Origin of the sequence: Actinomadura montaniterrae (assembly GCF_008923365.1) — a bacterium.
GTDB lineage: Bacteria > Actinomycetota > Actinomycetes > Streptosporangiales > Streptosporangiaceae > Spirillospora > Spirillospora montaniterrae.
Window position 1 is genome coordinate 1 of record NZ_WBMR01000109.1, and the last position, 13,984, is coordinate 13,984.

Annotated in this window: 13 protein-coding genes and 1 pseudogene; 6 read left to right on the forward strand and 8 right to left on the reverse strand. The window is 75.1% G+C overall.

Annotation, left to right across the window (positions count from 1 at the left end):
• Positions 1-1,195 (forward strand): annotated as a pseudogene (locus tag F9B16_RS29970) (PD40 domain-containing protein); the annotation flags it as partial.
• A gap of 34 nt (positions 1,196-1,229) precedes the next feature.
• On the opposite strand, the gene F9B16_RS29975 reads toward F9B16_RS29970, so the two are convergent.
• Entirely contained in the window at positions 1,230-2,174 is a 945-nt protein-coding gene (locus F9B16_RS29975) for a Ppx/GppA phosphatase family protein (protein WP_151543568.1), read from the reverse strand.
• Positions 2,175-2,261: 87 nt separating this feature from the next.
• Between F9B16_RS29975 and F9B16_RS29980 the strand changes: the two genes are divergently transcribed.
• Entirely contained in the window at positions 2,262-2,690 is a 429-nt protein-coding gene (locus F9B16_RS29980; RefSeq protein WP_151543569.1) for a PH domain-containing protein, read from the forward strand.
• Positions 2,691-2,694: 4 nt separating this feature from the next.
• Here F9B16_RS29980 and F9B16_RS29985 read toward each other — a convergent pair whose 3' ends face one another.
• From F9B16_RS29985 to F9B16_RS30005, 5 genes are all read right to left on the reverse strand, one after another.
• Positions 2,695-3,591 carry a ribokinase gene (locus tag F9B16_RS29985; protein WP_151543570.1) on the reverse strand — a complete coding sequence of 299 codons (897 nt, stop codon included), beginning with the start codon at positions 3,589-3,591 and terminating at the stop codon, positions 2,695-2,697.
• A 48-nt stretch (positions 3,592-3,639) separates the two neighbouring features.
• Positions 3,640-5,595 carry an ABC transporter permease/substrate-binding protein gene (locus F9B16_RS29990; protein WP_151543571.1) on the reverse strand — a complete coding sequence of 652 codons (1,956 nt, stop codon included), beginning with the start codon at positions 5,593-5,595 and terminating at the stop codon, positions 3,640-3,642.
• Complete coding sequence (locus tag F9B16_RS29995; protein ID WP_151543572.1) at positions 5,585-7,123, reverse strand: sugar ABC transporter ATP-binding protein; 1,539 nt, start codon at positions 7,121-7,123, stop codon at positions 5,585-5,587. Before F9B16_RS29995 ends, F9B16_RS29990 begins: the two co-directional genes overlap by 11 nt.
• Entirely contained in the window at positions 7,120-8,151 is a 1,032-nt protein-coding gene (locus F9B16_RS30000) for a LacI family DNA-binding transcriptional regulator (RefSeq protein ID WP_151543573.1), read from the reverse strand. Before F9B16_RS30000 ends, F9B16_RS29995 begins: the two co-directional genes overlap by 4 nt.
• 127 nt (positions 8,152-8,278) lie before the next feature.
• The gene (locus F9B16_RS30005; RefSeq protein WP_151543574.1) at positions 8,279-8,491 is read right to left on the reverse strand and encodes a hypothetical protein; all 213 of its coding nucleotides are present in this window, start codon (positions 8,489-8,491) and stop codon (positions 8,279-8,281) included.
• Positions 8,492-8,575: 84 nt separating this feature from the next.
• Here F9B16_RS30005 and F9B16_RS30010 point away from each other — a divergent pair, with 84 nt between their 5' ends.
• On the forward strand, positions 8,576-9,637 hold the full coding sequence (locus F9B16_RS30010) for a DUF2293 domain-containing protein (RefSeq protein WP_225992058.1): 1,062 nt from the start codon (positions 8,576-8,578) through the stop codon (positions 9,635-9,637).
• 74 nt (positions 9,638-9,711) lie between these two features.
• Entirely contained in the window at positions 9,712-10,503 is a 792-nt protein-coding gene (locus F9B16_RS30015; protein ID WP_151543575.1) for an SAM-dependent methyltransferase, read from the forward strand.
• Positions 10,504-10,516: 13 nt separating this feature from the next.
• Here the strand turns inward: F9B16_RS30015 and F9B16_RS30020 are convergent, their stop codons facing one another.
• Positions 10,517-11,347, reverse strand: coding sequence for an aldo/keto reductase (locus tag F9B16_RS30020; RefSeq protein WP_151543576.1), 831 nt, complete (start codon positions 11,345-11,347; stop codon positions 10,517-10,519).
• Between the two features lie 95 nt (positions 11,348-11,442).
• Between F9B16_RS30020 and F9B16_RS30025 the strand changes: the two genes are divergently transcribed.
• Positions 11,443-12,117 carry a histidine phosphatase family protein gene (locus F9B16_RS30025; protein WP_318839266.1) on the forward strand — a complete coding sequence of 225 codons (675 nt, stop codon included), beginning with the start codon at positions 11,443-11,445 and terminating at the stop codon, positions 12,115-12,117.
• A 12-nt stretch (positions 12,118-12,129) separates the two neighbouring features.
• Here F9B16_RS30025 and F9B16_RS30030 read toward each other — a convergent pair whose 3' ends face one another.
• Positions 12,130-12,891, reverse strand: a complete 762-nt coding sequence (locus F9B16_RS30030) for a FadR/GntR family transcriptional regulator (RefSeq protein ID WP_151543577.1) — start codon at positions 12,889-12,891, stop codon at positions 12,130-12,132.
• A 142-nt stretch (positions 12,892-13,033) separates the two neighbouring features.
• Between F9B16_RS30030 and F9B16_RS30035 the strand changes: the two genes are divergently transcribed.
• Positions 13,034-13,978 (forward strand): proline iminopeptidase-family hydrolase, encoded by a 945-nt coding sequence (locus F9B16_RS30035; protein WP_225992059.1) that lies wholly within the window; start codon positions 13,034-13,036, stop codon positions 13,976-13,978.
• Positions 13,979-13,984 lie beyond the last annotated feature (6 nt).

A 13,984-nucleotide genomic window follows, 5' to 3' on the forward strand; every position in this document is an offset into this window, starting at 1 on the left:
GGGTGGCGCGGGGCCAGCGCCGTACCCGCCCGGCGGCGGCGCGGGCCCCGGATCCCCCGGCGGCAGTGCGAGGCCAGGACCCCCTGGCGGCGGCGCGGGGCCGGCGCCGCATCCGGCGACCACGCCCGCGAACGAGCTCGCCCAGACCGCGCCGACGCCCGAGAGCGAGCGCCTGCGGCAGATCCCGCACGCCCGGACCACGCCGTCCCACGGGGCCGCCCCGCCGCCCGTCCGGCACGACCGCCGCGACCGCCGCAAACCGGTGATCGCGGCGGCGGCCGCCGCGCTCGCGGTCGCCCTGGTCGCGGCCGGCGGCGCCTACCTCCTCACCCGCCCCGACGACCACAAGGGCAAGAACTCCAGCGGGGCCGCGCCCGCCACCGGATTCCCCACCGAGCCGATGCTGGTGCGGATCGACACCGCGGCCGGATGGCCGAAGGAGTGCCACGCCGACATCGGCACCTACACGCCCGGCGCCGCCGCGCCCACCCCGCTCGTCGAGGGCCCGGCCTGCGACGTCCTCCCCGAACGCTCACCGGACGGGCGGCTCATCGCGTTCACCCGGTCCGGCGACGGGGCCTCCTCCGCCCAGGTCATGAACGCCGACGGCAGCCACGTGCACAAGGTCGCCGACATCGCGGGCGGCCGGGTGACCTGGTCGCCGGACGGCACCCGCCTGGCCTACATGGGCGGCTCCGGCGGCACCCACCAGATCTTCACGGTCACCCTCGCGAACGGCACGGTCACCCGGCTGACCGACGACGGCTCCGCCAAGGACGACCCGATGTGGTCGTCCAAGGGGCAGATCGTCTTCTGGAGCAAGAAGGACGGCGTCGAGCAGATCTACACCCTCGACCCCGACCATCCCTCGCGGCCGTGGGTGCGGGTGACCAAGGACGGCGTCCGCTCGGTCGACCCGGAATGGTCACCGGACGGCACGAAGATCGCCTACACGCGCGGGCCGTCCGCGACGAGCGACATCTGGGTGATGGACGCCGACGGCTCCCACGGCCGCGCGCTCACCAGCGGCGCCGACCACGACATGGACCCGGGCTGGTCCCGCAACGGCCGCTGGCTCTGCTACGTCCGCGGCCCGGTCGGCACGCCGGTGATCCACGCCATCAAGGCCGACGGCACCGGTGACCGGGTGCTCACCCCGGCCGGCCACGTCCTCGGCCACCCGAGCTGGTCGTGAGGGCCCGGAGCGGCCGCCGGCGCGGTCGGGCCGCCTAGCGGCCCGACCCCAGCGGCGACGCGTGGTCGATGCGGCGGAGGATGACGCCCTCCCGCAGCGCCCAGGGGCAGATCTCCAGCTCCTTCAGCTCGAACAGGTCCATCGCCGCGTCCGCGACGATCGCGCCGGCGAGCAGCTGCGGCGCCCGCGACTCCGACACCCCGGGCAGCTCCGCGCGTTCGGCGGACGTCAGCTTCGCGAGCTTCTCGGTCCAGTCGGTGAGGTCGGAGTCCTGCAGGACGCGCCGCTGGTACGGTCCATCGGCCGAGGGCGCCGCGCCCGCGATCCGGGCGAGCTGCCGGAACGTCTTGGACGTCGCCACCGCGTGGTCGGCGGGCCCGTACCGGGACACCTCCCCGACGTGCCGGGCGATCTCCGCGCGGACGTGCCGGCGCAGCGCGCGGACCTCGTCGGCGGGCGGCGGGTCGGCGGTGAACCAGTCGCGGGTGAGGCGGCCCGCGCCGAGCGGCAGCGAGAACGCCGCGTCCGGCTCCTCGTCGATGCCGGACGCGATCTCCAGGGAGCCGCCGCCGATGTCGACCACCAGCAGCCGCCCGGACGACCAGCCGAACCAGCGGCGGACGGCGAGGAACGTCAGCCGCGCCTCGTCCTCGCCGGACAGCACGTCGATGCCGATCCGCTTCTCGCGGCGGATCCGGTCGAGGACCTCCTCGCCGTTGGCGGCGTCGCGGACGGCGGAGGTGGCGAACGCGACCAGGTCCTCGACGCCCTTGTCCTCGGCGACCTGCAGGGCCTCGTCGACGAACTCGCGGAGCAGGCGCTCGCCCCGCTCCGACAGCCGGTCGCCCTCCTCCAGGTGCGCGGCGAGGCGCAGTTCCGCCTTGTGGGAGAACGCGGGCAGCGGGCGGGCCCCGAGGTGGGCGTCCACCACCAGCAGGTGCACCGTGTTCGAGCCCACGTCCAGCACGCCGAGTCGCATGTATTCGACGGTATCGGACACCCGCGCGGCGGGAACGCCAGACCGGCCTTCACGGGACGGAACACGCTTACCACTACGGTGGGGCCCATGGACGGGCACGAGGTGCGGCGCTGGCGGGTCCCGCCCAAGGTCGTCGGCGCCAAGTGCGCGGCGGCCGCCGCGGTCGCGGCGCTGGCCGCGCTCAGCGGCGGCGACTCGGAGCGGCTGCTGCTGGCGGGCGTCGCGGCGCTCGGCCTCGCGGCGGTCGCGCTGCGGGACCTGCTGGCGCCCGTCCGGGTGGCCGCCGACCGGGACGGCGTGACGGTCGTCACCGGCTACGCGGGGCACCGCCGCGTCCCGTGGGACGCGGTGACGGCGATCCGGGTGGACGAGCGCCGCCGCCTGCTGCTGCACACCCGGATGCTGGAGATCGAGACGGCCGACGACCTGCACCTGTTCAGCGCGTTCGACCTCGGCGCGGACGTCCACGACGTGGCGGACGACCTCTACCACCTGCGGGCCCGCACCACCCGCTGACCTCTCAGTCGGGGAGGTCTCCGGGGGTGGGGTAGCTGGTCTGGGCGCCGGGCTTGCGGACGGCGGCGGCGCCGACGCGGGTGGCGTAGCGGGCCGCGTCCGGCAGGGCGTCGCCGCGGGCGAGGCGGAGGCAGAGCGCGGCGGTGAACGCGTCGCCGGCGCCGGTGGTGTCGACGGCCTCCACCTTCGGCGACGGGATCGTCGCCGTGGCCTCGGCGTCGGCGACGACGACGCCGTCCGCGCCGAGGGTTATGACGGCCGAGCGGGGGCCGGAGCGCAGGAGCGCCCGGGCCATCCGCTCCGGTTCGCCGGGCCCGCCGAGCAGCCACGCGGCCTCGTGCTCGTTGACGACGAGGGGGTCGCAGAGCGCGAGGACCTCGGCGGGGACGGGCGCGGTCGGCGACAGGTTCAGCACGACGCGGGCGCCCGCCGAGGCCGCCGCGCGGGCGGCGGCCTCGATCGCGGGCATCGGCACCTCGAGCTGGAACGTCACCACGGCCGCGGCGGCGATCATGTCGCGGGCCGCGGCGACGTCGTCCGGGGTGAGCCGGGCGTTGGCGCCGGGCGAGACGATGATGCTGTTGTCGCCGTCCGGCCCGACGGTGATCAGCGCGACGCCGGTCGGGCCCGGCGTGACGGCCAGGTGCGCCAGGTCGACGCCGGCGCCGGCGAGCGCGCCGCGCAGCAGCGCGCCGTGCCCGTCGTCGCCGATCCGGCCGACGATCCCGACCCGGCCGCCGAGCCGGGCGGCGGCGACCGCCTGGTTGGCGCCCTTGCCGCCCGGGTGGGTGGCGAGGTCGGAGCCGAGGACGGTCTCCCCCGGCGCGGGCCGCCGGTCGACGCCGACCACCAGGTCCGCGTTGACCGAGCCGACCACGACGACGTCGTACTGATCCGGCACGACACTCCCCTTCCGCTGCGTGGCGAGCCTTCTACTGCGGCGAGCCTTCTACTGGGTGGCGAACTGGGCGGCGTTCTCCGGCGTGGCGATCTTCACCGGCACCGGGGCGTTGGCGACCAGCGTGCCGCCCCTGGCCGCCTTGAGCGCGCTGTCCACGGCCATCTTGCCGAGCAGCCGGGGCTGCTGGGCGACGGTCGCGTTCAGCGTGCCGGCCTGGACGGCCTTGATGCCGTCCGGCGTGCCGTCGAACGCGACGACCTTGATCTGCTTGCCGGCCTTGCCGCCGAGCGCCTTGATCGCGCCGAGCGCCATCTCGTCGTTCTCGGCGAACACCCCGTTGACGTCGGGGTGCGACTGGAGCAGGTTCGTCATGACGTCCAGGCCCTTCGTCCGGTCGAAGTCGGCGGGCTGCCTGGCGACGACCTGGATGCCGGGGTACTGCTTGAGGCCCTCGCCGAAGCCCTGCCCGCGCTCGCGGGAGGCGGAGGTGCCCGGCTGCCCCTGGATCACGACGATCTTGCCCTTGCCGCCGAGCAGCTTCGCCATCTGCGCGGCGGCGTCCCTGCCGCCCGCGACGTTGTCGGACGCCACGAGCTGCTCGACCTTCGCGCCGTTGACGGTCCGGTCGGCGGCGACGACGGGGATGTCCGCCCGGTTCGCGGCCTTCACCGCGGGCGCCGCGGCGTCGGAGTCCACCGGGTTGACGATGATCGCCTTCATGCCCTGGCTGGTGTAGTTCTGCACCTGGTTGACCTGCTGCGACGCGTCGTTCTGCGCGTCGCCGATCGTCAGGGTGACGCCGACCTTCTTCGCCTCGTCCTGCGCGCCCTGGCGGAACTGGACGAAGAACGGGTTGTTCAGCGTGGACACCGACAGCCCGATCTTCACCGAGCCGCCGCCGGCCGCGCCGCCGGACTTGGAGTCGTTCCCGCCGGTGGTCGCGACGACCGCGGCGAGCGCGACGATGACCGCGACGACCGCGGCGCCGCCCGCCCAGAACGTCGCGGGCCGGACCCGCAGGCCGCGCCGCCGGACCGTGTCCAGCAGGACCGCCGCCGCGATCACCACGCCGATGACGACCTGCTGCCAGAACGCCGACACCGACAGCAGGTTCAGGCCGTTGCGCAGGACCGCGAGGATCAGCGCGCCGACCAGGGTGCCGAACGCCTTGCCCTTGCCGCCGGACAGGCTCGCGCCGCCGATCACGACGGCGGCGATCGCGTCCAGCTCGTAGCCGTTGGCGGCCTGCGGCTGCGCCGAGGCGAGCCGCGACGCCAGCACGACCCCGGCGACGGCCGCGAACGCGCCGGCCAGCGCGTACGTGACGAGCTTCTGCCGGTCCACCCGGATGCCGGACAGCCGCGCGGCCTCCTCGTTGCCGCCGATCGCGTACATCGCGCGGCCGCTGTAGGTGCGGGCGAGGATCAGCGCGGTCAGCAGCCCCATCACGATCATCACGATGACCGGGACGGGCAGGTACTCGCCGATCGTGTCGCCGAGGTGGGTGACCGCGCCGGGGAACGCGATCGGGCTGCCGTCGGAGATGACGAGCGCGAGGCCGCGCGCGACGCCGAGCATCGCCAGCGTCGCGATGAACGGCGGCAGCTTCCCGTAGGTGATCAGCGCGCCGTTGACCAGGCCGGCGACGACGCCGACCAGGATCGCGGCGATCAGCGCGAGCGGCCAGGGCAGGCCGTGCTGCGTCGCCGTCCAGGCCAGCACCACCGCCGACAGCGCGGCGACCGCGCCGACCGACAGGTCGATCCCGGCGGTGACGATGACGAACGTCGACCCGAACGCCAGGATCGCGACGACCGCCGCCTGGACCCCGACGTTCAGCAGGTTGGTGACGGTCAGGAAGTCGCCGGACGCGATGGCCAGCGCGACCACCAGGATGATCAGCCCGGCCAGCGCGCCGTTCTCGCCCAGCAGCCGGCCCGCGGCGCGCGCCGCGCCGCCGGACCGCGGCCCCTGCGGCCGCTTGCGCAACGTCTCAGTGGACATCGTCGTTCTCCTCGTCGTTCTCCCCGGCGCCGCCCGGACCGGCGACGGCGAGCGCCATCACCGCGTCCTGCGTCGCCTCGGCCGCCGGCAGCTCGCCGGCCAGCCGGCCCCGCGCCATCACCAGCACGCGGTCGCTCATCCCCAGCACCTCGGGCAGGTCGCTGGAGATCATGAGCACCGCGTGCCCGGAGGCGGTGAGCGTGTTGATCAGCTCGTAGATCTCGACCTTCGCGCCGACGTCGATGCCGCGCGTCGGCTCGTCCAGCACGAGCACCTTCGCGTCGGCGAGCAGCCACTTGCCGATCACGACCTTCTGCTGGTTGCCGCCGGACAGGGTGCGGACCTCCTGCCGCAGCCCGCTCATCCGCACGTTCAGCTTCCCGGCGATCGCGCCGGCGTCCGCGCGCTGCCCGGCCCGGTCGACGAGCCCGCCGCGGCTGGACCGGCCGAGCGTGACGAGGCCGAGGTTCTCCTGGACGTCGGCGCCGAGCACCAGGCCCTGGCCCTTGCGGTCCTCGGGGACGAGCCCGACCCCGGCCTCCATCGCCGCGTGGACGTCGCCGGGCGGCAGCGACCGCCCGTCGACGATGACCTCGCCGCGGTCGGGACGGTCCGCGCCGAAGATCGCGCGGGCGACCTCGGTGCGGCCCGCGCCGACCAGCCCGGCCAGCCCGACGACCTCGCCCGCGCGGACCTCGAACGACACGTCCTCGAAGACGCCGTCCCGGGTCAGTCCCTTGACCTGGAGCAGCGGCGGGCCGGCCTCGGTGCGCTCGCGCGGGTACTGCTGGTCGATCGAGCGGCCCACCATCAGCCGGACGAGCTCGTCGCGGGGCGTGTCCGCCGGCACCTCCGCGACGGACCTGCCGTCGCGCAGCACCGTCACGCGGTCGCCGATCCGCGGGATCTCCTCCAGGTGGTGGGTGATGAAGATGACCGCGACGCCCTGCTCGCGGAGCCGCGCGACGATGCCGAACAGCCGGTCGACCTCGCCGGTGGTGAGCACCGCGGTCGGCTCGTCCATGATCAGCACGCGGGCGTCCAGGCTCAGCGCCTTGGCGATCTCCACCATCTGGCTGCGCGCGATGCCGAGGCCCGCCATCCGGTCGTCCGGGTCGGCCTGGACGCCGACCTTCGCGAGCAGGTCCCGCGCGGCGGCGTTCATCGCCCTGCGGTCGAGGAGGCCGAACCGGCGCGGCTGGCGGCCGAGGAACAGGTTCTCGGCGACCGTCATCTCCGGGACGAGGTTGAACTCCTGGTAGATGGTCGCGATGCCGAGCCGCTCGGCGTCCTGCGCCGTGCGGATCTCCACCTCGCGGCCGTCGACCTCGATGGTCCCGGCGTCGGGGCGGTGCGCGCCGGACAGCGTCTTGATCAGCGTGCTCTTGCCGGCGCCGTTCTCGCCGAGCAGCACGTGCACCTCGCCGGGCCGCAGGCCGAAGTCGACGCCGTCGAGCGCGAGCACGCCCGGGAACGCCTTGCGCAGCCCGCGCACCCGGAGGATCTCCTTCTCGGCAGGCAGGCTCATGGGCGGCCACTCCCTTCCCTCTCGTTGCCTTGCACGCCGGGTTCGCCGCAGGAGCGCCGCACGACCAGCCGCGCGTCCAGCACGACCGGCTCCACCGGACGGCCCTCGATCCGCTCCAGCAGCGCGCGCACCGCGCGCCTGCCGAGCTCCTGGACGGGCTGGCCGATCGCGGTGACCGGCGGGTCCACATGGGCGAACCACGGGACGTCGTCGTAGGAGGCGATCCCCACGTCCCCGGGGATCGCCAGCCGGCGCGCGCGGATCTCGTCGAGCGCGCCGAGCGCCATCAGGTTGTCGCCCGCGAAGATCACCTCGGGCGGTTCGGGCAGGTCCAGCAGCCGGGCGGCGGCGGCCCGCCCGCTCGCCGCCTGGAAGTCGCCGGCCTCCAGGTACTCGGGCCGGACGGGGAGCCCGGCCGCCTCCAGCGCGGCCGTGAACGCCTCGGTCCGCTCGCGGCCGGTGGACAGCAGCGCGGGGCCCGACACGAACGCGATCCGCCGGTGCCCGAGCCGCGCCAGGTGGTCCACCAGCGCGCCGATCGCGGCGGTGCCGTCGGCGCGGACCGTCGGGACGTCCAGGCCGGGCAGCGTCCGGTCGAGGAACACCAGCGGCCCGCCGCCGCCGACGACGTCGCGCACCAGCGGCGTGATCTCCGCCGTGGGGCACAGCAGCAGGCCGTCGACCCGCTGCTCCAGGAGGGTCCGGACGTAGTGGTCCTGGCGCTCGGGCCGCTCGTCGGCGTTGCCGATGACGACCGAGTAGCCGGACGCGCGCGCCTGGTCCTCGATCGCGCGGGCCAGCTCGGTGAAGAACGGGTTGAGGATGTCGCCGATGACCAGCCCGATCGTGCGGGTGGTGTCGGTGCGCAGCGAGCGGGCGACGGCGTTCGGCCGGTAGCCGAGCTCGTCGACGGCCGCGAGGACGCGGGCCCGGGTCGCCTCGGTGACCGGCGCGCTGTCGTTGAGGACGCGCGAGACGGTCGCGACGGAGACGCCGGCGAGCCGTGCGACGTCCTTCACCCCGGCCACGGCGCCACCTCCCTCGGAAACGCTCTTGTAATCGTTTACATCGTGTTGTTGTAAACGATTACACGACGGGGCGCATTCCCGCAAGCGGCGAATGCCCGGAATCTTCCGTGAGCGGCGCGGGCGCGGCCTAGTCGGCGTGCAGGTCGGCCAGGTCGAGCACGCCCGCCAGGTCCTCCACGGTGGCGTAGTAGCCGACGATCTCGCCGTCCCGCGTCACGAGGAACGCGTCACCGCCGCGCACGCCCGCGAGCGCGGCCCACACCCCGTGCGCCCCCGACAGCCGCACGGCCGTCACCCGCAGGCCGCCCGGGCCCGTCCAGCTCGCTCGGTCATCCCCCATGCACGGAACGTTACGCTGCGTGACTTTTCGTCATTCGCGCAGGTCGGAGGGGACCGTCCGAGGGGTCCGATAGCGTGGGCCGCCGTGAGCGAGGTGCAGGAGTCCCGGCTGGCGCGCCGGGTGTCGGACGCCGCCGGTGAGCTGCTGAAGCGGTCCCGGACCGTCGCGCCCGTGGACGTGTTCGTCCGGCTCGGCTGGATCCGGACCGCGACCGTCGACGAGTGGCGGCAGGGGCGGCACGACCACCTGCACGCCGCGATGACCGTCCGCCCCGACAAGATCGCCGCCGCGCTGCGCGCCCTGCGCGCCTGGGCCGAGGCGAACGGCCTGGAGCCCGCCGAGACCCCCTACCCCGCCGCCACCCGCGACCACCGCGAGCTGCGCTTCACCGCCGCCGGGCGCGCCGCCGCCGAACGCGACCACCGCACGCACTGGCTGTCCCCCGACCTGACGCCCGCGCAGCGCGAGCGCCTCGCCGCCCGGCAGGCCAAGGCGCCCGACATCACCGTCCTGATGCCGCCGGGCGACTGGACGTGCCCGGGCTGCCACTCCCCCGGCGGGTTCCAGGCCGTCGAGGACGGCGAGCCGCTCTGCCTGGACTGCGCCGACCTCGGGCACCTGGTGTTCCTGCCGTCCGGGAACGCCGCGCTGAGCCGCCGCGCGAAGAAGGAGAGCGGGCTGTCGGCCGTCGTCGTCCGGCACAACCGGCGCCGCAAGCGCTACGAGCGGCGCGGCGTGCTGGTCGAGGAGGCGGCGCTGGAGCGCGCCGAGGAGCAGTGCCTCGCCGACGAGGACGCGCGCGCCCGCCGCCGCGAGCGCGACCGGGAGCGCCGCGCCGGGCAGGACGCCGACTTCCAGGCCCGGATGGCCGCCGAGATCGTCCGGCTGTTCCCCGGCTGCCCGCCCGGCCGCGCCGAGGAGATCGCCCGGCACGCCGGGCTGCGCGGCAGCGGCCGGGTCGGCCGCACCGCGGCGGGCCGCGACCTCGACGCGGACGCCGTCACGCTCGCCGTGATCGCCTCGATCCGGCACCTTGACACCGGCTACGACGCGCTGCTGATGTCCGGGGTGCCGCGCCGCGCGGCGCGCGACCGCATCCGCGCCGACGTCGACGCGGCCCTCGCCGCCTGGCGCCGCCGCCCCTGACCGGCCCTGACCGGCCGCTGGCCGCCTCCGGCGTTCCGGTTGCCCGCCCCCGGCGGCCAGAGGATCATGTCCGCGTGACCGACGCCACCGCGGACCTCGACCCCGGCACCCCCAACGTCGCGCGGATGTACGACTACTGGCTCGGCGGCAAGGACAACTTCGCCGCCGACCGGGAGGCCGCCGCGCGGATCGTGGAGATCTCCGAGGGCCGGGTCGTGCGCGGCGTCCGGCTGAACCGGGCGTTCCTGCGCGAGGCGGTGCGGGACGCCGCGCGCGCCGGGATCGCGCAGTTCCTCGACCTCGGCTCCGGGCTCCCGACGCGGGAGAACGTACACGAGGCCGTCCGGGAGGTCCGGCCGGAGGCGCGGACCGTCTACGTCGACAACGACCCGGTCGTGTGCGCGCACGGACGGGCGCTGCTCGCGGACGCGGCGCACGTCGGGTTCGTCCAGGGCGACCTGCGCCGGCCCGGCGAGATCATGGCGCACCCCACGGTCCGCGAGATGATCGACTTCTCCGCGCCGGTCGCGGTGATGCTGGTGTCGGTGCTCCACTTCGTGGACGACGCCGAGGACCCCGCCGCGCTCGTCGCCCGGTACCGCGACGCGCTCGCGCCGGGCAGCCGGCTCGTCCTGTCGCACCTGGCCACCGACGCGTTCCCGGAGGCGATGGCGGAGGCCGAACGGGTCTACGCGGACGCCAGCGCGCCCCTCGGCGCCCGGCCGTCCGCGCGGATCCGCGGCTTCTTCGACGGGTTCGAGCTGCTGCCGCCCGGGCTGACCGGCCCGCGCGAGTGGCTGGACGGCGGCGTCCGGACCGACGGCGAGCGGTTCGCCGGGCTCGTGGGCGTCGGCGAGAAGCGCTGACGCCCCGCGGGGATCAGGCCATCTCGAAGGTGGCCGGGTCGGGGCCGACCCGGGTGCCCTTGTCCAGCTCGGCGATCGCCTTCATGTCGTCCGGGCCGAGGTCGAAGCCGAACACGTCGATGTTCTCGGCGATCCGCCGCGGCGTCACCGACTTCGGGATCACCACGTTGCCGACCTGCAGGTGCCAGCGCAGCACCACCTGCGCCGGGGTCCGGCCGTGCGCTTGCGCGATGCGGGCGAGCGCCGGGTCGTCCAGCAGGCCCTGGCCCTGCCCGAGCGGCGCCCACGCCTCGGTGTGGATGCCGTGCTCCTGGTGGAACGCGCGCAGGCCGTCCTGCTGGAAGTAGGGGTGCAGCTCGATCTGGTTGACCGCAGGCACCGTGCCGGACTCGTCCATCACGCGGCGCAGCGCGTCGACGGTGAAGTTGGAGACGCCGATCGAGCGGATCCGGCCGTCCTCCTTGAGCTTCTCGAACGCCCGCCAGGTGTCCATGTAGGTGTCGTGGCCCGGCATCGGCCAGTGGATCAGGTACAGGTCGAGGTAGTCCAGGCCGAGGCGGCGCATGCTGGCGTCGAACGCCCGGAGCGTCCGGTCGTACCCCTGGTCGCTGTTCCACAGCTTGGTGGTGACGAACAGCTCGTCGCGCGGCAGCCCGGACGCGCGCAGCGCGCGGCCCGTGCCCTCCTCGTTGCCGTAGGCGCTGGCGGTGTCGACGCTGCGGTAGCCGTCGCGCAGCGCGACCTCCACGGCGTGCTCGGCCTCCTCGTCGGACACCTGGAACACCCCGAAGCCGAGCTGCGGCATCATGGCCCCGTCGTTGAGCCTGACGTCCGGTACGGTCATGGTCCTCCCCCTTCGGATGGTTCCTGCCTGGAATCCGCCGGTCCGGACTCCGCCGTGCCAGGAAAGCCGTGCCCAGCAGATCGGGGACCGAACCTGTGAGCCGGCTCGCACCGGCATACTGGGACGGCGCGCACATCGGGGTGGAACGCTGCGACCGGGGGACACGGGTGACGACGCTCTATCTGGCACGGCACGGCGAGACCGTGTGGCACGAGGAGAACCGGTACGCGGGCGTCAGCGACGTCGCGCTGAGCGAGCGGGGCCGCCGGCAGGCCGCCGCCCTCGGGCGCTGGGCGGCCGGCCGGGAGATCGGGGCGGTGTGGGCGTCGCCGCTCGGCCGCGCCCGCGGCACCGCGGCGCCCGCCGCGAACGCGCTCGGGCTGCCGCTGAAGGTCGACACCGACCTGAGCGAGGTCGACTTCGGCGCCGCCGAGGGGCGGGTGCTCGCGGAGATGCCCGCGGACGAGGTCGCCGCGTTCCGCGCCGACCCGGCCGGTTCGCCGTTCCCCGGCGCCGAGGACCCGGTCAAGGCCGCCGCGCGCGGCGCGGGCGTGCTGCGCCACATCGCCGACGCGGAGCCGGGCGCGCGCGTCCTGGTCGTCACGCACAGCACGCTGCTGCGGCTGACGCTGTGCGAGCTGCTCGGCGTCCCGCTGTCGTCCTACCGGCGGGTGTTCCCGCGGGTCCGCAACTGCGCGGTCACCGAGCTCGACGTCGCCGGCGCGTCCGCCGCGCTGATCGCCTACAACCTGCCGACCGGGGACGAGTGATCCGGCGCCCCGTCAGGGCGTGCCGGGCGGCCGGACGCGTTCGGCGAGCCGGCGGAGCGCGTCCTCGGTGATCGCGAAGTGGTGGCCGGCGATGCGGGCGGCCGCGTCGCCGTCGCCGCGCGCGATCGCCTCGGCGAGCGCGTGGTGGTGCGGCTTGGCCTCCTCGTAGATCGCCCACGTGTACGGCTCGGCGGACACGCCGAGGCTGACCTCCGACAGCAGCCGCTCGTGCAGCCCGACGAGCCGCGCGTTGCGGGTGGCCCTGGCGACCGCGGCGTGCAGCCGGACGTCGTGCTCGCGGGCCTCGCCGGGCGTCGCGGCGGCGTCGAACCGGGCGAGCGCCTCGGCGATCGCCGCGCGGTCGGCGTCGTCGGCGCGCTCGGCGGCGGTGCGGGCGATCAGGCTCTCGACGAGCCGCCGGTAGTCGAACAGCTCCTCGAACTCCGTCCAGCGCTCCAGCAGCGCGCTGCGCACCGCGCCCTCGCTGGCCTCGCCCCATTCCGCGCGGACGAAGGCGCCGCCGCCCCGCCCGCGCCGGATCTCGACCAGTCCCGAGCCGGCGAGCCGGCGCAGCGCCGCGCGCACGCTCTCCCGGCTGACCTGGAGCAGCGCGGCGAGGTCGCGCTCGCTGGGCAGCCGGTCGCCGAGGCTGAACTCGCCGAGCGCGATCGCCGTCGCGAGCCGGTGCGCGACCTGCTCGCCGGTGGTCGCGGGACGCAGCGGTCCGAGCGCCTCGTGCTCCATGCTCCCCCGTCCCTCCGGTCCGCCGCCCACGCCGGAAACGATAACTTCCTGCAAAGGTCTAGAAATCAGACCTTTTACCGCATAGTCTCGCATCCGGCCGCGCGGCCACCGCGCCCGCCGCCCCGCCGCCGCCCCGCCGGACCGGGGTTCGCCCAGCTCAGAGGAGGTATGCGTGATCGCACCGGCGACCGCCGAGGGCCACGCCCCCTTCCGCGGCCACCGCACCTGGTACCGCGTCACCGGCCCGTCCGGCCCGTCGAGCGCGTCCGGCGCGTCCGGCCCGTCCGGCTCGGGGAAGGCGCCGCTCGTCGTGCTGCACGGCGGGCCCGGCTGCACCCACGACTACGTGCTCGCCTTCGCCGACCTCGCCGCGGCGACCGGCCGCCAGGTGATCCACTACGACCAGCTCGGCAACGGCCGCTCCACCCACCTGCCCGACGCGGGTGCGGACTTCTGGACCGTCGGCCTGTTCCTCGACGAGCTGGACAACCTGCTCGCCCATCTCGGCATCGCCGGCGGCTACCACCTGCTCGGCCAGTCCTGGGGCGGGATGCTCGGCGCCGAGCACGCCGTGCGGCGGCCCACCGGCCTGCGCTCCCTGGTGATCGCGAACTCGCCCGCGTCGATGCCGCTGTGGCTGGAGGCCGCCGCCGGGCTGCGCGCGGCGCTGCCCGCCGAGGTGGAGGCGGTGCTCCGCGAGCACGAGGCCGCCGGCACCACCGATTCGGGCGAGTACGCCGAGGCCATGCGGGTCTTCTACGACCGGCACGTCTGCCGGATCCCCTGGCCCGACGAGGTCGCCCGCACGTTCGCCGCGATCGACGCCGACCCGACCGTCTACCACACGATGAACGGGCCCAGCGAGTTCCACGTCGTCGGTACCCTGCGGGACTGGACGATCGTCGACCGGCTCGAGCGGATCGCCGCCCCCACCCTGATCATCTCCGGACGGCACGACGAGGCGACGCCCGAAGCCGTCCGCCCCTACGCCGACCGCATCCCCGGCGCCCGCTGGCAGGTCTTCGAGGACTCCAGCCACATGCCGCACGTCGAGGAGCGCGCGGCCTGCATGTCCGCCGTCGGCGCGTTCCTCGACGCCCACGACCCCGCCCTCTGACCCGGA